The following is a 14,941-nucleotide window of genomic DNA, read 5'->3' as shown; positions in this document are numbered from 1 at the left end:
TGTGACAGATCCCGTTCGTGCTGTGTTGTTCGACCTGGACGGCACGCTCACCGACACCAACTACGGCCACACCATCGCCTGGTCGCGCGCCTTCGCTCAGGAGGGCCACCATCCGACGATGGCGGCGATCCACCGTCACATCGGCATGGGTTCCGACCGGCTGCTCGACGCCCTGCTCCCGGACCGCGACCGCGCCCGGGACGAGATCCTGACCGCCGCGCGCAGCGAGCACTACCGTCCGTTCATCGGCCTGATCCAGCCGCTGCCGGGGGCTCGCGAGCTGGTCCGCGAGGTCGCGCGCCGCGGCGTTCGGGTCGTGCTGGCGACGTCAGCGCCCGCCGCCGAGCTGCGTGCGCTGCGTTCCGCGCTCGACGTGGAGGACTGTCTGAGCGCGGTGACGTCGCCGGCCGACGCGGACAGCTCGAAACCGGCGCCGGACATCCTCGAGGTCGCGCTGGAGCGTTCGGGTGCCGACCCGGCGAACGCGGTGATGGTCGGCGACAGCCGCTGGGACGTCCTGGCCGCCAGGCGGGCGGGCCTGGGCTGTGTGGCCGTCCTGACCGGTGGGATCGGCGCCGACGAGCTCACCGAGGCCGGAGCGAGCGCCGTCTACACAGGTCCGGACGACCTGCTGGCCCACCTCGACGACTCCCCGATCGGCCGGCTGCTGAAGTGTGCGCGGGATTCCAACGGGTAGGCGCCGTTTGGGAGCAGACGTCGACGCCGCGCGAAGAGAGGGGAACGGACGTGGACATGGCCGGCCCGCGGACCGAACGGCTCGTCGAGGCAGTCGAAGGAGCGCGAGTAATCGACCCCCTCGCCGAGCGGCTCGCCGGCTTCTGGTCGCGGACGTTGTCCTCAGAGCGGCTGCGCGATCTGCTGAGCGGCCGCCAGCTCGGTCATCCGTTGCACCCGGCCGCCGTGCTGGTGCCGGCCGGCACCCTCCTGAGCGCCACCGCCCTGGACCTGGTCGGGGGACCCGACGCTCGCCGTGGCGCGCGGCGACTTGTCGGCCTCGGATTGCTCGCGGCCGGGCCGGCGGCGCTGGCGGGCTGGTCGGACTGGCTGGACACGCAGGAGGCGGAACGCCGTGTCGGTGTCGTGCACGCGGCGTCCAACGCCGTCGGCCTGAGTGCCTACGCCCTGTCGTGGTGGCAGCGCCGGCAGGGCAGGTCCGGGCGTCTCGCCGGCCTGGCGGGGGCCGGCGTGCTCGGTGTCGGCGGCTGGCTTGGCGGTCATCTCGCCTACGCGCAGGGTGTCGGCGTGGACACCACAGCCTTCCAGGCCGGTCCGACCGAATGGACGGACGCCGGGTCCGCCGCCGACGTCACCGACGTCCCGCGACGGGTCGACGTCGGCGGGGTCCCGCTGCTGGTGACTCGCCTGGAGGGCCGGATCGTGGTGCTGGCCGACCGGTGCACCCATCGTGGCGGCTCGCTGTCCGAAGGCAAGCGCGACGGCGACTGTGTCGTCTGCCCCTGGCACGGCAGCCGCTTCGCGCTCGGCACCGGCGCGGTCCGACGCGGGCCGGCGACCCGCCCGCAGCCGCGGTACGAGGTGCGCGCGCGGGACGGCCGCCTCCAGGTCCGCCGCCGCGAAGAGAGGGCGCTGCGGGTCAACCCTGTCGACGTCAGCACACCGGCCCAGGCGTAGCAGCCGGTCGGGGCAAGACCTGCCCTCCCCCGATCAGCGCGGCCGGGGCTGTTCCTCCGCTTCCGCCTGCGTCGACCGGATCATGGCGGGCACGCCGGCCCACAGCGTTCCGAGCAGCAGCAGCGTGACTCCGCCGGCGACGGCGCCGGCGGTGCGGCCCTGCGTGACGTCGAAGATGAGGGCCGCGACGCCGGCGACCGCGACGGCGAACACGGCCAGACCGGCCTGCGCGAGGCGGTTGGCGACGATGACGAGGGTTTCCTTCTCCTTCTTGCGGAACATTGCGCGATGCAGCCCGACCGGGGTCACCAGCAGGCCGGTCGCGAGGATGGACAGGCTCACGACGGCGAGGTACAGCGACTGCTGGGAACGGGTCAGCGTCGCGAACCGGCTCTGGAACGGCAGCGCGAGCAGAAAAGCGGTGATCAGCTGCACCCCGGTCTGCACGACCCGCAGCTCCTGGAGGATCTCCCCCCAGTTCCGGTTACGCCGCGCCTCCGGAGACTCGCCGCGCTCGCGGCCGGAACCCCCGTCCGGCGGTGTCCGGTCGTCGCCCGACGCTGCCTCGTCCGCGCCCGTCATGATCGGTCATCTTCCCCCGCGCGGCCGGCCTGACGCCTGCTGACCGATACGGCCCGTGTCGTGTGTCCGAGCCGCTGGCGCATGCCGCGCGGCGATGGCCACCCGGCGCCCCATCCCAGACCTGATTTCCCACGCTCCTGCTGGGAACGGTGGCGGCTAGGGAGTGCCATCCAGGCACGCGACCGGCGGAGGGAGAGCTTCGATGCGGATCGGCTACAAACTGGCGACCGAGCCGTTCGGGCCGAAGGAGATCATCCGGCAGGCCGTCGCCGCGGAGGCCGCCGGCTTCGACTTCGTCGAGCTCAGCGACCACTTCCATCCCTGGCTCGACAGTCAGGGACACTCGGCCTTCACCTGGTCGCTGCTCGGCGCGATCGCGCAGGCCACCGACCGCATCGGGCTCGCGACCGGGGTGACCTGCCCGACGATCCGCTACCACCCGGCGGTGATCGCGCAGGCCGCGGCGACGGTCGCCCTGCTCTCCGATGGCCGCTTCATGCTCGGGCTCGGCTCGGGGGAGCGCCTCAACGAGCACGTGGTGGGCCAGGGCTACCCGGCGGTGACGCGGCGACACGCGATGCTGCGCGAGGCGATCGAGATCATCCGGCTGCTGTGGAGCGGCGGCTACCAGTCCTACGAAGGCCGCTACCTGCGCCTGGAGGACGCCCGGGTCTTCGACCTGCCGCCGGTTCCACCGCGGATCGCCGTCGCGGCCAGCGGCGAGCCGTCAGCCCGGCTGGCCGCCGAATGCGGCGACGCGCTGTTCGCGACCGAGCCGAAGGCCGCCATCGTCGACCATTACCGCGCCGCCGGTGGCGACGGTCCGCGTTACGCCGAGATCCCGCTGGCCTACGCGCCCGACGAGACGACCGCGGCCCGGGCCGCGCTGGAAACCACCCGCTGGGCGCTGACCGGCTGGAAGGTGATGAGCGAACTGCCCAACCCAGTGAACTTCGCCGCCGCGACGACGACAATCACCGAGCACGACGTGGCCGAACGTTTCGCCTGCGGCCCGGACCCGGCCCGCCATCTCGCGGTCGCCGACCAGTTCCTCGACGCCGGGTTCGACACGCTGGTCCTGCTCAACGCCGGCCCCGACCCGGACGACTTCCTGGACTTCTTCCACTCCGAACTGGCCGGCCCTCTGCGCTCCCGCGCCGGCGCCGCCTCCCTCGCATGAGGAAAGGCCGTCGCCGCGCGGTGACGGGGTGAGGGTCAGCGGCGGGGAAGGCGGACGACGCTGAGGAAGAACGCGTCGAGACGGCAGACGACGTCGACGAACCGTTCGAAGTCGACCGGCTTGGTCATGTAGGCGTCGGCGTGCAGGTCGTCGCGGAGCGCTTCCTGTTCCGCTTTGGAGGAGGTCAGGCCCACGACCGGGAGGTGGCGCAGCTCGTCGTCGGACCGCACCTCGGCCAGGAGCTGTCGACTGTCTCCCAGGTTCAGATCGAGCAGGATCAGATCCGGCCGCGGCCTGTCGCGGTACTCGCCCTGGCCGCGCAGGAAGCTCAGCGCCGCCACGCGGTCGGCGACCACGTGCAGGTTGTTCATGACCTTGTGGTCGTCGAACGCGGCCTGGGCCATGAACACGTCGCCGGGGTCGTCCTGGACGAGGAGCACCTCGATCGGAATCACCGACTCGGAAAGCGAGTTCGCCACACCGCTCCTTCGTCAGCGACGATCGGGACGCCTCACGCCATGCCCCTGCGCCAGCCGCCCGACAGCGCGCAGTTGCCGGTCATTCCTGCTGTGTTGCAAGGCGAGCCGACTGCCTACAGTACCCGGCGGGGCCAAGGCGGTCAGTGGGCCGCGAGGCCGAGCAGCGTGCCGAGGGCCGCGACGCCGCTGATCAGCCACGCGACGTAGTCACCGACATGGCCGGAATGTGCCCGGCGCAGCGGACCGACGACGAGCCGGCTGGCACCGTCGAGGCCCTGGAGTGCGGCCCGCACCGGCTCCGATCGCCGCGCCGCGGCCGGCAGCCACAGCGCGCAGGCAGCGAACGCCAAGGCCAGCAGCGTGGACAGGCCGCCAGCGAGGATCCCGGCGATGGTCCAGCCCGCGCCGACGTTGTTCGCCGTCGTCGGGTCGGGTCGTCCTGCGGGTGCGTGCCCGTGCAGTACCCAGGTCGCGTAGCCGGCGGGGTCGGTGAACGCCGCGGCGAGCCGCCCGGCGGCGCCGCCTGTCGCGGGCAGGACCCCGAGGACCAGGGCGACCGCCAGCAGCACGACGATCGGGACGAGCATCGTGACCCGGATCGTCGAGGTCGCCGCCTCCGGTTCTTCGGCGCCGCTGGTCTCCTCCGGGTCGACTGAGGTCTCGGGACGGGGGCCGAAGCCGAAGAACACCCGTCCGGCCAGGCGCAGCACGGCGCCCCCGGTCAGCGCCGACACGACGACGAACACAGCGGCCAGCCACGGCTGGCCGACCTCGCCGACCGCCTCCTCACCGAACTGCTTTCCCAGCGCGGTAGCGAACGGCGGCAGCCCGGCCAGGGCCAGGCCCCCGGCGACGGCGAGCCAGGGCAGCACCCGCATGGCACGCCCCCGGCCGTGCAAATCGTGCTCGTCGACGGTGCCGTAGCGGTTGAGCAGCGTCCCGACGATCAGGAACAGCGCCGCCTTCACCGCCGAATGCCCGGCGACGTAGATCGCGGCGCCGGCGGTGCCGATCCCGGTCAGGCAGCCGGCGGCGAGCAGCAGCAGGCCGACGTGGGCGATCGTCGAGTAGGCCAGCAGCCGCTTCGCATGCCGCTGCAACGGGCACATGACCGCGCCGACCAGCGCCGTCACCGTGCCCAGGACGAGGAACACGACCCGGATGTGCCCCGGCGGGAGAACCGTGCTGAACGTCGTCCAGTACACCCGGAACGCGCCGTAAAGGCCGAGCGGCACCAGCGCCCCGGACAGCAGCACACACACCGGGCTCGGCGCGACGGCGTGCGCGTCCGCGAGCCAGAAGTGGAACGGCACCGCCGCCGCCTTGACCAGGAACGCGGTCAGGACCGCGGCGCACGCGGCGAGGGTCAGCGCGTCGGCGGGATGGCGGCCCAGCGCCGGGCCCAGGTTCGCCAGCGTCACCGTCCCGGTCCGGCCGTAGAGCAGCGCGATGCCCATCAGCCCGATGTACGCGCCGAGGCTGTTCACGACGCCGAACGACAGCGCGCCCTGCACGGCGGGCGGGTCCTCGATCTTCAGGCCGGTCAGCGCGTAGGACGCCGCGCCCATCAGCTCGAAGAACACGAACAGGTCGAACAGGTCCCCGGTGAGCGCGAAGCCCTCCATACCGGCGAGCAGGAGCAGCACGAGGCCGTGGTAGCGGCCCTCGACGGCGTCGAAGTACCGCCAGCCGTAGATCAGCGACGCGCACACCAGCACCGCCGCGCCCACGGCCGCGCAGGCGCCCGCCCGGTCGGCGACGAGGACGATCCCGACGCTGTACCCGTCGACCGGGGTCCAGCCGCCGATCCATGCGACGACAGGTGCGTGGGCCGCGGCGAACGCCAGCCGCAGCGCCATCAGCCCAGCCCCGGCGGCGCCCAGCAGCGTCAGGCCGTCGAGCGCCCACCGTGGCAGCCAGCGGTGCAGGCCGACGACCAAGGCCGCGACGAACAGCGGCAGCGCGACGGTCAGCGGCGCGAGGTGCGCGGGATCGGCCCAGCTCATGGCACGGCGTCGGTCTGCCCGCGGCTCAGCCGCGCAGCGAGGACAGCTCGTCCGGGTCGATCGTCCCGTGCGTCTTCGCGACCTGGATCGTCAGGGCGAGCAGCAGGGCGGTGACGGTCGCGGAGACGACGACGTCGGTCAGCGCCATCGCCTGCACGAGCGGGTCGGTGACCCTGATCGTCGGCGGGCTCGCCGGCTCGCCGAACACCGGCGCCGGCGCGCCGCGCTGGAACCCGACCGCGACGAGCAGCACGTAGGTGCCCGACTGCGCGACGGACAGGCAGGTGACGAGACTGATCAGGTTCTTGGCCCGGACCATCCCGAACGCGCCGATCAGCATGATCGCCACCGCGACGAGATACGCGTATCTGATCACTGGTCGGCCTCCGGGCGGTCGCCGATCTCGAGGAGCTGGGTCAGGAAAGCGGCGAGCAGGACGACGACCGCCGAGGCGACCTCCACCCCCACCGCGAGGCTGAGCAGCTCGACGGTTCCCGACGAGGTCAGGCTCCCCAGCCGGCCGGTCGGCACGACGTTGCCCAGGAACGACCCGCCGACGAGCAGCGCGGCGACACCGGCGGCGACGAACGCGCCCATGCCGACCGCCTCGCCGTGCTCGAACACGTCCAGCGGGCGGACCCGCAGCAGCGCCCGGTAGCCGCCGGCGATGTAGACGAGATGGATGCCGGTGCCCAGGATCACCCCGCCCTGGAAACCGCCGCCCGGGGTCAGCGCGCCGTGCAGGACGACATCCAGCCCGACGACCAGCGTCACCGGGAAGAACACCGCCGCCGTCGCCCGGGCGGCGTCCAGGACCTGCTCGCGCGGGGCACGCAGCCGTCGTTCGTTCTCCCCGGTGGTGGGACGCGCCAGCGCCGCGACCCCGAGCACGCTCGCGAACAGGATCGCCTCCTCCCCGAGGGTGTCCATCGCGCGCAGGTCGAAATTGACCGACGACACCACGTTCGCGGTCCCGTGCGACACCGCCGCCGGCACCGCCCGATCCCGGTAGGGATGGTCGTCCCCACCCGGCGCCGGCAGCCCGAAGACCGCCAGCCCGAACAGCACAGCCACCCCCGCGCCACCCACGCAGAAGATCGCCAACCGGGCGCGCCGCCCCCGGCCGGCCGCCTCGCCACTCAACGCCGGCTCCGGATCTTGCGGAGGGTGAGCAGGATCAGCAGCGGCACCACCGCCGTCCCGACCGCCACCTGGCTCAACGCGACGTCAGGCGCCTGGACCAGCACGAACAGGATCGTCAGCAGCAGCCCATAGACCGAGAGAGTGACCGCCTGCCTCGCCGGGTCGTCGGTCAGCACCACCGCCAACGCGCCCACGACCAGCAGCGTCAGCACCGCGGGCAGCAGCACGTCGAGCGCGCTCACTCGGCCGGCTCCGGGGCCGCGCTGCCCGCCTCGATCGCCCCGAGCCGGGCGGTCGCCGCCTGCATCGCCGGACTGGCCACCGCCAACGCGAGCACGATCACGGCGATCTGCGCCGCGGTGAAGCCGAGACCGTTCTCCAGGACCAGCCCCAGGCCGATCAGCGGCCCGGCCAACGACGTCACCGGCGTCACCAGATGCAGCCGGACGAAGAACCGGCCCCTGGTCACCAGCGCCAGCATCGCGGTCACGACGATCACCCCGGTGCCGACGGCGACACAGCACAGCGCCCCGACGTGCATCAGGACCGCCGCGACGGGAGCAGCCGGGTGAACACGAAGGTCCCCGCGACCGACAACGGCACCGCCACGAACGGCACCACCAGATAGGACGGCTGACCGAACGCCTGCGCCAGCAGCATCAACAGCAGAACCGTCACCGCGGATCCGAGCTGCAGGCCGACCATCCGTCGGGCCGCGTCGCCCCGGGACGCGAGCACCACCGCCGGGCCGACCCCGCCGATCAGCAGCGCGCAGGCGCACCAGCCGAATCCGCTCACCGTGTCTCCCTTCGTTCGCCATCGGCCGGCGGTCCGGTCGCCGACCGATCCAGGGCGCGTTCGGTCGCCGACGGCGGGACGAGCGCGTGGATCGTCACGACGCCCGTGTCGCGGTCGACGTCGGTGACGTAGGTGCCAGGCGTGACCCCGAGCAGCATCGTGGCCGCGACGCGATTTCTCGCGGCATGGGCGCCCTCGCCGGCCGCGTCGAGGTACAGGACCCGAAGCCCGCCGACGGAGTCGCGCCGCGCCGCCTGGACGAAGACGCGTCCCGTATCGGCCAGGACAGCGGCCGGCAGCCGGGCCACCAGCCGCCAACGAGCCCGCGGGTGCGGCTCCCGCCGCCCCCTTGCGTCGGAGCCCGGGCCGGCCTGTCCGATCGCGCGACGGCCCAGGGCCGCGGCCGTCGCGCCGAGAACGCCCGCCACCAGCGCGGCGACACACTCGGCTACCGACACCGCGGCGAGGGACGCCAGGGAGACCAACCAGACCGCGGCGCCGACGAACACCCACACCGCGGCGCCGATCCACCGTCGGTCCCGCCTCACGCCCGCCTCACTCCGTGTCCGCCGCCCTGCCGCCCAGCATCGCGCCTGCCGGCCCACCCAGCGTGCGTCTCGACGCCGCGTCCTCTCCCAGTCCGGACGACCACCCGGCTGGTCCTATTCGGCGGTCTGTTCGAGGCGGCTGTAGGCGAACTGGAGGACGTCGGCTCCGGCGACGGCGGTGAAGACGGAGGCGGCCAGCCTGGTGAAGCGCGGGGCGACGACGAGCCCGAAGAAGAATCCGGTCGCCACCCACTGCGCCGTGCAGAACGGGCAGGTCAGCAGTTCTCCGGTGCTGTGCACCAGGGAGGGGGACTCGCGGGCGTCCTCGGTCAGCTCGGCGGGACCGGAGACGCCGCGAAAGCGGGTGAACGGCGCCCGCAGCGGACTCGTGACCGGATCCTTGGTGAGGATCCGGCTGAGCTTGTGCGTCGCGGTCGCGATCAGCAGAAGATCCGCGGGGCTGGTGCGTTCGGGGGGTGTGGCGCCGGCCAGCTTCGCGACCCCGACCATGGAGGCGCAGAGCCCTCCGTAGGCCGCGAGGGTGACGACGTAGCCACCGAGCGGACGGGGTTCTGCACCGGAGTACTCGCCCGCCTCCGAGCGGACGAGGCCCGCAACCTGATCGGCGACGTGTTGAGCGGAGGCCCGAATCGTCTTCACGAACCCCCACTTGCCCGCGCGGGTCCGCCTAAATCCCACTTTGGCGCAACGTCGCACATGGCTCAGGAATGTGGCGGTCGCTGGGGCCAACAGCGACGGTGGGGCGGCCGCTAGGACGACGGTGGGGCGGTTGGACAGGGGTCGGTCGCCGGCGCCCGGGTCGGGCCGTGATCGTCCGTTCAGGACGCGCCGCTGTCGTGGGTGGACCACCACGCCACGGCGACCATCAATGGTTGGAACAGCAGACGGACCGCGCGTTTGCGGTCGGTGTCGAGACCGAGTCCGTCGCGGTGACCGGTGTACTGGCTGATGTTGCCCGGAAAGACAGCGACGAGGAAGGCGGCCAAGGTCGCGCCGACGAGACGCCGGTGGCGTGGGAGGCCGATCAGGGCCGCGCCCATGGCGATCTCGACGACGCCGGAGGCGAGGACGGTCGTGTCCTTGTCCAGCGGAACCCAGTCGGGGACCTGAGCCTGGAAGTCCTCGCGGGCGAACGAGAGATGGCCGGTCCCGGCGGTCACCATCGCGGCACCCGCAGCGACCCGGGTGACGTTCCGTGCCCACGAACCGCGCCGCGGCTTTGCGCGACCATTCATTCGAGCCACTCCCTGATGTCCGTCCGACGGTGTAGGCGAGAAGGGCTGTCTTCTGTCAGGAGGCGCGGTTGGGGCGGCGGGTCGCGTGCTGTGCCCGGTGGACGAGGGCTCGGAGGTGGGCGTTGACGGCGTCTGGGCGTTCGAGGATCACCGCGTGCCCGGCGCCTTTCTCGATGGCGAGTTCGGCGTCCGGGAGGGCGTCGGCCAGAACCTTGCTGTGTTCGATCGGCGTCATGACGTCGGCGTCTCCGACGAGCAGCAGGGTCGGCAGTGCGCGTAACGCCCCGACGGCCTCTAGGCGATCATGGTCTAGCAGGGTCGAAAGGAACGCGCCGAGGACGGGGACCGGCGTCGCCGCGATCATTTTCTCCAGGCGGTCGACGGTCGACTCCGGCACGGCGTCCGGGCCGAACCCGAACCGCCGGGTCAGCGCCCGCGACACCGTGCCGCCCTTGCCACGCAGCCGTTCCAGTACTGACGGCGTGTGGCGCAGGCCTACGGCCATCGGCGACAGGACGTGCCGTACCGCCGTCGTCATCGCGGCGGGCAGCCCGAACGCCAGCCGCGGCAGTTCGCCGGCACTGGTCGACAGCAGGGCGACCGCGACGATCCGGTCGCGGAACAGATCCGGATGTGCGTCGGCGAGACCGAGGATCGTCATGCCACCCATGGAATGGCCGACGAGTACGACCGGCCCCGTCGCCACCCGGTCGTTCAGCACCCGGTACAGGTCGTCGGCGAGCTGCGTGATGGTGCACTGCCCGGCCTCGGACGGGCCGGAGCGGCCATGGGCGCGCTGGTCGTAGCAAACCAGGCGTCCCAGATCAGCCAGGCCCCGTCGCTGGAAGACCCACGCGTCGGAGGTCATGCAGAAGCCGTGCACGAACACCACCGTGAGTTCCGCGTCCGGTGGTCCGGTCTCCTCGACATGCAGCCGCACCCCATCCGCCGCGGTCACCACGGACTCCCGACAGACAGCTGAACGCTGTGCCTGGCGCGACCTTCTTCTCGTCCGAGTCCGCGGCGCCGGCCGCCCCCTCAGCTCGACAACGGCCAACGCGAACCGCCTTACCTGCATGTCCAGGACCGTGCCGTCGCCCGCCCGTTGGCGGGTCCCGTGATCGGTGTTGGACGGCGCATTCCCACAGCATGCGGATGAAAAACCACAGGCAGCCCGACCGAGTCGCTCCGAAGGCTAGGCAGGGGCCCAGGTGTGGTCGTGACGGGTGTACTGCCAGTGCTGGTCGGTGTCGAATCGGTCGCCGTTCCATCGCCGGGTCGAGATCGAGATTCGGTCGCCCTCGGCGTCGATGACGTTGTAGCTGTTCGGTTCGCCTTTGAGCCGGTTGGAGAATGTGGTGCCGCACTGCGCGACGACCAGGCCGTCGACCACGCCGCTGTAGGCCTGGTGGAGATGGCCGCCGAGCAGCAGGTCCGCGCGCCGGCGCAGCTGTCGCAGGGCCAGCTGGGACCGGCCCACCAAGCCGCGGCTGACGCCCGACCCGGTCAGCAGAAACGGATGGTGCGCGACATGCACCCGCAGGTCGCAGTCGGGGGCGTCCTCGAACGCCTGGACGGTCGTGTCGACCTGTCGGAGGTTGATCCGGCCTCGCGACCAGTCGAGATGCACGCTTCCTCGCCGGGCGGTGGTGACTCCTACACCGATCAACCCCTCGGCCGCGTACGTCGTGGCCTCGCGTGGATCGGTGCCGATGTGCCGTCGCCACGGTCGCCACGGCTGGGCAAGCCGGGTCCAGACCGGCCATCCAGGCAGGTCGTGGTTGCCGGGCACGACGAGCGCCGGAGCGGGCGTCGAGGAAAACGCGGGCGGCCTGAAATTCCTGCGCCCGCGCGGTCTGGGTCAGGTCGCCGCAGATCGCGACCAGGGTCGGGGCGACATCGCGCAGCTCGGTCAGAAGGGCCTCGCGCTCACCGGTGGGCCTCGCACTCGGGCATTAGTGCGCCTGCTCCATGATTCGCGAGCTGAGCGCCAGTACACCGCCTGCTATCAGGACCAGGCCTGTGGCGATCCAGAGGATCAGTGAGTGGACCGGGAGAGCGACCGCGCCGAGCGCGAACCCGACAATGATCAGGGAGACCGCGACCCAGGACCCTGCGTTCCCTCGGTACGGTGCCCGAGGTCCGTCAGTTGCCTCTGGGCGGGCCGCGAACTGCGCGGCGAGGCTGCCATCGTGGCGCTCCGGATGTTGGCCGGTGGCCACGGCCTTGTCATCGGTTTCGGTCGTCCCGACCATTTCGCACCTTCCGGTCGTGGCCGCTCGTGCAGTGGCACATGCGGGCGTAGGTGAACAGTTCAAGACGGGCCTGGCTCTATCTGACAGCGCCGACGTCCGGAATTCCGGCACGGCCCCCCGACTGATTAGACGCAGCGGGCGGGTCGGGGTTTCTGACCGCCCCCAGACGGCTCGCGTGGAAAGCAAGCCCAAACCGCCGAAAGGCAGAGGCGGCAGAATGAGAGCCGTCGTAAACCTCCGATGTCAGTGAGGGCGCAGTACCCGTCTGCGGGCTGCGTTAATCAGATCGTCCGCAGCCCAGTGGGTACGGCGGCCGCGCTCCCCAGCGACACCGCAGTTCGGCGCTGGTCCGGGCCGCCCCGGAAGCCGCACGGCTGGCCATCTTGCGATGCTTCGCGACCGTCGCGTTCCGAACGGCACCCCTCGGCTGGTGTTGTCGCTGGCCGGCGGGGGAAGGCCGGGGTGGTCTAGATCAGCGACAGGAGGAGAGATCTGATGGCCACCACAGTCGCGGAGTCGATCGACGTCGCGGTACCGGTTCGCACGGCCTACAACCAGTGGACCCAGTTCGAGTCGTTCCCGCACTTCATGAACGGTGTGGAGTCGATCGAGCAGCTCGACGACACGCACACCCACTGGCATGTGAAGGTCGGCGGCCAGGACCGGGAGTTCGACGCGGCGATCACCGAGCAGCTGCCGGACGAGCGGGTCGCGTGGAAGAGCACGGATGGGCCGACCCACGCCGGTGTGGTGACTTTCCACCGGCTGGCCGCGGACCAGACCCGGGTGACGGTCCAGCTGGACTGGCAGCCCGAAGGTGTGGCCGAGAAGGTCGGCTCGGTGGTAGGTGCGGATGACCGACGGGTCAAGGCCGATCTGAAGCGCTTCAAGGCGTTCATCGAGCAGCGCGGTACCGAGTCCGGTGCGTGGCGCGGCCAGGTCGACCGGCCGTAACAGCCTCAGACGCCTGGGCGCCGACCGGGCCGGTCGGCGCCCAGGCATGACTCTGAGCTGAGCCCTGACTCGACGAGGCCGCGCCCAGCTACCCGAACCCATCCCGACCTGGATGCCTCACGGCGCGTCGAAGCGACGCTCCCCGTCGCGTAGATGCGAACCGTCGGGATCGGCGAGCAGAGCGGTGACCAGCACCTCGGTCGGCGCGAGATCCTGGACGCAGCGGGCCGTCCCAGGGGCGCCTGCCGGGCGGTCTGTTCGAGCAGGGCACGGTGTTTGGTCAGCAGCACCTGCTGGGCCTGCCTGACTCGCGTGGCGGGCCAGCCGGCGTGCCTGCTAGCAGGGTGCACAGCAGGGCGTGGCCGATGTTCCCGGTGGCTCCGACGATCGCTACGCGCATAGCGCACGGATCCTCATCCCGCGACGATCAACGCCGCCGGCGGGGTCCCCGCCGCCTTGAGCATGAGGCTGGCGAGCTGGGATTTGAGCACGATCTTCACGCTGGCGGGTTGGCGGCGATCTGTCGGAGGCGACGCATTCTCGCGCGGCATGCCCTAGAACCGGCTTGCTGGTCGGGCGCCCGCCGCCGGTTGCCGTCGGCGGAGCGAGGGCACCGGACCCTCAGACGGCGGATCCTGCCCCCGGGCCGCCCGCCGATCAAAGCCCTTGTCTGGGAGCGAGAGGCAGCGATGACCGAGACAGAGAAGCGTTCCGCGGATGACGACCAGGCTGGCGTTCTTGACGACGTGCCGCTGAGCGTCGAGGAGAGCCTGGACAGCGATGACCTGGGCGACACCGACGCGGGCCGCGACCCGCTCGATGATGACTGGGAAGCGCCCGACCGGCTGAGCGCTGGGACCCGGGCGCGGCCGACGGCCACGGAAGGACGGGCCGGCTCGTCGCTGGACGAGCAGCTTTCTCAGGAAGTCCCTGACGTCGATCCGTACGAGGACGCGGAGAAGACCCGATCACGGTGGCAGTGAGCTGGACATGGGAAAGATTCTCGTCGGGACGGCGTCGTGGACGGACAGGACTCTGATCGATTCCGGCTGGTATCCGCCGGAGGCGAAGACGGCGGAGCAGCGGCTGCGCTATTACGCGCGCCAGTTCCCGCTGGTCGAGGTCGACGCCACGTATTACGCGCCGCCGAGCGACAACGCCGTGCGCGCGTGGGTGGAGCGCAGCCCGGCCGAGTTCACCTTCAACATCAAGGCGTTCTCACTGCTGACCCAGCATCCGACCCGGCCGGCCGCGCTGTACGCCGATCTGCGCGACAGGGTGCCGTCCGATCGCAAGAACCTCTACGCCCGAGACCTTCCCGCGGATCTGGTCGATGAGGTATGGGATCGGTTCCTCGTGACGCTGCAGCCGTTGGCGCGGGCGGGGAAAATCGGTGCGATCCTGTTCCAGTTCCCGCAGTGGTTCCCGATCGGATCGGCGAACAAGAAGTACATCCTCGAATGCCAGCGCCGCTGCGCGCCGCTCCCGGTCTGCGTGGAGTTCCGCAACCGGACGTGGATGGAGGACCGCAACCAGCGCGAGACACTGGACTTTCTGTCCTCCTACGCCGTGCCGTACGTCTGCGTCGACATGCCCCAGGGCTATCCCACGTCGATCCCGCCCGTTGTCGCGGCGACGGCGAACCTCGCCGTCATGCGTTTCCACGGCCACAGCGACAGGTGGACCAGCAAGGACATCCACGAACGGTTCGGCTACCGGTACGGCGACGCGGAGCTACGGGAATGGGCGCCCCGGCTACGCGAGCTCGCCGAGCAGGCGGATACCACTCACGTGCTGATGAACAACTGCTACACGGACTACGCCCAGGTCAACGCCCGGCAACTGGCAGATCTGCTGGCCGATTAGTCCGGACGGCGCAGCCGAGAGTCGCGACGGCGGCGAATGGCGGGATTTCCAGGAAGCTGTGAACGTGCTGCTCGGCCGGGCTGACTCCCGATCGCTGCCGGTAGTGAGACGGACATCCCAGTAGGCCTGCCCCATGTGGCTCAGGCCCCGGCGGCTGTCCGGTCGCGCCGCTTGACCGAGCGGTTGGGCCACCAGGCGCGGTGGACGTGGGTGAGGCCGGC

20 protein-coding genes are annotated in these 14,941 nt (G+C 71.3%); 7 read left to right on the top strand and 13 right to left on the bottom strand.

Translation table 11 applies throughout. The features are described 5' to 3' along the window. The first annotated feature begins 22 nt into the window (after positions 1-22). Together FRAEUI1C_RS32455 and FRAEUI1C_RS32450 are read left to right on the top strand one after the other, a co-directional pair. Positions 23-697 carry an HAD family hydrolase gene (locus FRAEUI1C_RS32455; RefSeq protein WP_232425201.1) on the top strand — a complete coding sequence of 225 codons (675 nt, stop codon included), beginning with the start codon at positions 23-25 and terminating at the stop codon, positions 695-697. Between the two features lie 56 nt (positions 698-753). Then, entirely contained in the window at positions 754-1,653 is a 900-nt protein-coding gene (locus FRAEUI1C_RS32450; protein ID WP_041259793.1) for a Rieske (2Fe-2S) protein, read from the top strand. Positions 1,654-1,686: 33 nt separating this feature from the next. On the opposite strand, the gene FRAEUI1C_RS32445 is transcribed toward FRAEUI1C_RS32450, so the two are convergent. Beyond that, positions 1,687-2,235 carry a DUF6328 family protein gene (locus FRAEUI1C_RS32445; protein WP_013427619.1) on the bottom strand — a complete coding sequence of 183 codons (549 nt, stop codon included), beginning with the start codon at positions 2,233-2,235 and terminating at the stop codon, positions 1,687-1,689. A 202-nt stretch (positions 2,236-2,437) separates the two neighbouring features. Between FRAEUI1C_RS32445 and FRAEUI1C_RS32440 the strand changes: the two genes are divergently transcribed. After that, positions 2,438-3,415, top strand: coding sequence for a TIGR03557 family F420-dependent LLM class oxidoreductase (locus FRAEUI1C_RS32440; RefSeq protein WP_013427618.1), 978 nt, complete (start codon positions 2,438-2,440; stop codon positions 3,413-3,415). 35 nt (positions 3,416-3,450) lie between these two features. Here FRAEUI1C_RS32440 and FRAEUI1C_RS32435 read toward each other — a convergent pair whose 3' ends face one another. From FRAEUI1C_RS32435 to FRAEUI1C_RS32380, 12 genes are all read right to left on the bottom strand, one after another. After that, on the bottom strand, positions 3,451-3,894 hold the full coding sequence (locus FRAEUI1C_RS32435; RefSeq protein WP_013427617.1) for a response regulator: 444 nt from the start codon (positions 3,892-3,894) through the stop codon (positions 3,451-3,453). 140 nt (positions 3,895-4,034) lie between these two features. After that, positions 4,035-5,900, bottom strand: coding sequence for a complex I subunit 5 family protein (locus FRAEUI1C_RS32430; protein ID WP_013427616.1), 1,866 nt, complete (start codon positions 5,898-5,900; stop codon positions 4,035-4,037). 25 nt (positions 5,901-5,925) lie between these two features. Continuing rightward, complete coding sequence (locus tag FRAEUI1C_RS32425) at positions 5,926-6,276, bottom strand: sodium:proton antiporter (protein ID WP_013427615.1); 351 nt, start codon at positions 6,274-6,276, stop codon at positions 5,926-5,928. After that, positions 6,273-7,043, bottom strand: coding sequence for an MnhB domain-containing protein (locus FRAEUI1C_RS32420; RefSeq protein ID WP_013427614.1), 771 nt, complete (start codon positions 7,041-7,043; stop codon positions 6,273-6,275). Before FRAEUI1C_RS32420 ends, FRAEUI1C_RS32425 begins: the two co-directional genes overlap by 4 nt. Further along, a complete protein-coding gene (locus FRAEUI1C_RS40535) occupies positions 7,040-7,285 on the bottom strand; it encodes a Na(+)/H(+) antiporter subunit B (RefSeq protein ID WP_013427613.1) in 246 nt (81 codons plus the stop codon). The genes FRAEUI1C_RS32420 and FRAEUI1C_RS40535 overlap by 4 nt, the downstream gene beginning before the upstream one ends. Beyond that, positions 7,282-7,584 carry a monovalent cation/H(+) antiporter subunit G gene (locus FRAEUI1C_RS40530; RefSeq protein WP_013427612.1) on the bottom strand — a complete coding sequence of 101 codons (303 nt, stop codon included), beginning with the start codon at positions 7,582-7,584 and terminating at the stop codon, positions 7,282-7,284. Before FRAEUI1C_RS40530 ends, FRAEUI1C_RS40535 begins: the two co-directional genes overlap by 4 nt. Further along, positions 7,584-7,841 (bottom strand): monovalent cation/H+ antiporter complex subunit F, encoded by a 258-nt coding sequence (locus FRAEUI1C_RS40525; protein WP_013427611.1) that lies wholly within the window; start codon positions 7,839-7,841, stop codon positions 7,584-7,586. Before FRAEUI1C_RS40525 ends, FRAEUI1C_RS40530 begins: the two co-directional genes overlap by 1 nt. Further along, positions 7,838-8,389, bottom strand: a complete 552-nt coding sequence (locus FRAEUI1C_RS32400) for a Na+/H+ antiporter subunit E (protein WP_013427610.1) — start codon at positions 8,387-8,389, stop codon at positions 7,838-7,840. Before FRAEUI1C_RS32400 ends, FRAEUI1C_RS40525 begins: the two co-directional genes overlap by 4 nt. A 114-nt stretch (positions 8,390-8,503) precedes the next feature. Beyond that, complete coding sequence (locus FRAEUI1C_RS32395) at positions 8,504-9,049, bottom strand: DUF1360 domain-containing protein (protein WP_198318664.1); 546 nt, start codon at positions 9,047-9,049, stop codon at positions 8,504-8,506. 179 nt (positions 9,050-9,228) lie between these two features. Beyond that, entirely contained in the window at positions 9,229-9,573 is a 345-nt protein-coding gene (locus tag FRAEUI1C_RS32390; protein ID WP_198318663.1) for a DoxX family protein, read from the bottom strand. Between the two features lie 127 nt (positions 9,574-9,700). Next, positions 9,701-10,603, bottom strand: a complete 903-nt coding sequence (locus tag FRAEUI1C_RS32385; protein ID WP_368411142.1) for an alpha/beta fold hydrolase — start codon at positions 10,601-10,603, stop codon at positions 9,701-9,703. A gap of 237 nt (positions 10,604-10,840) precedes the next feature. Then, positions 10,841-11,437 carry a metallophosphoesterase family protein gene (locus FRAEUI1C_RS32380; protein ID WP_049807048.1) on the bottom strand — a complete coding sequence of 199 codons (597 nt, stop codon included), beginning with the start codon at positions 11,435-11,437 and terminating at the stop codon, positions 10,841-10,843. On the opposite strand from FRAEUI1C_RS32380, the gene FRAEUI1C_RS39910 reads away from it, so the two are divergent. The 4 genes from FRAEUI1C_RS39910 to FRAEUI1C_RS32360 all read left to right on the top strand — a co-directional run bounded on the left by FRAEUI1C_RS39910 (position 11,427) and on the right by FRAEUI1C_RS32360 (position 14,720). Beyond that, positions 11,427-11,690 (top strand): hypothetical protein, encoded by a 264-nt coding sequence (locus FRAEUI1C_RS39910; RefSeq protein WP_157735124.1) that lies wholly within the window; start codon positions 11,427-11,429, stop codon positions 11,688-11,690. The genes FRAEUI1C_RS32380 and FRAEUI1C_RS39910 overlap by 11 nt on opposite strands. A 705-nt stretch (positions 11,691-12,395) precedes the next feature. Next, complete coding sequence (locus tag FRAEUI1C_RS32370) at positions 12,396-12,854, top strand: SRPBCC family protein (RefSeq protein WP_013427605.1); 459 nt, start codon at positions 12,396-12,398, stop codon at positions 12,852-12,854. A 689-nt stretch (positions 12,855-13,543) separates the two neighbouring features. Continuing rightward, the gene (locus tag FRAEUI1C_RS32365) at positions 13,544-13,837 is read left to right on the top strand and encodes a hypothetical protein (protein ID WP_013427604.1); all 294 of its coding nucleotides are present in this window, start codon (positions 13,544-13,546) and stop codon (positions 13,835-13,837) included. Positions 13,838-13,844: 7 nt separating this feature from the next. Continuing rightward, positions 13,845-14,720: a DUF72 domain-containing protein gene (locus FRAEUI1C_RS32360; RefSeq protein ID WP_013427603.1), complete on the top strand. Its 876-nt coding sequence runs from the start codon at positions 13,845-13,847 to the stop codon at positions 14,718-14,720. Positions 14,721-14,941: the final 221 nt, after the last annotated feature.

This window comes from Pseudofrankia inefficax (genome assembly GCF_000166135.1).
Taxonomy (GTDB): domain Bacteria; phylum Actinomycetota; class Actinomycetes; order Frankiales; family Frankiaceae; genus Pseudofrankia; species Pseudofrankia inefficax.
This window is presented reverse-complemented; position numbering and strand designations above follow the sequence as displayed.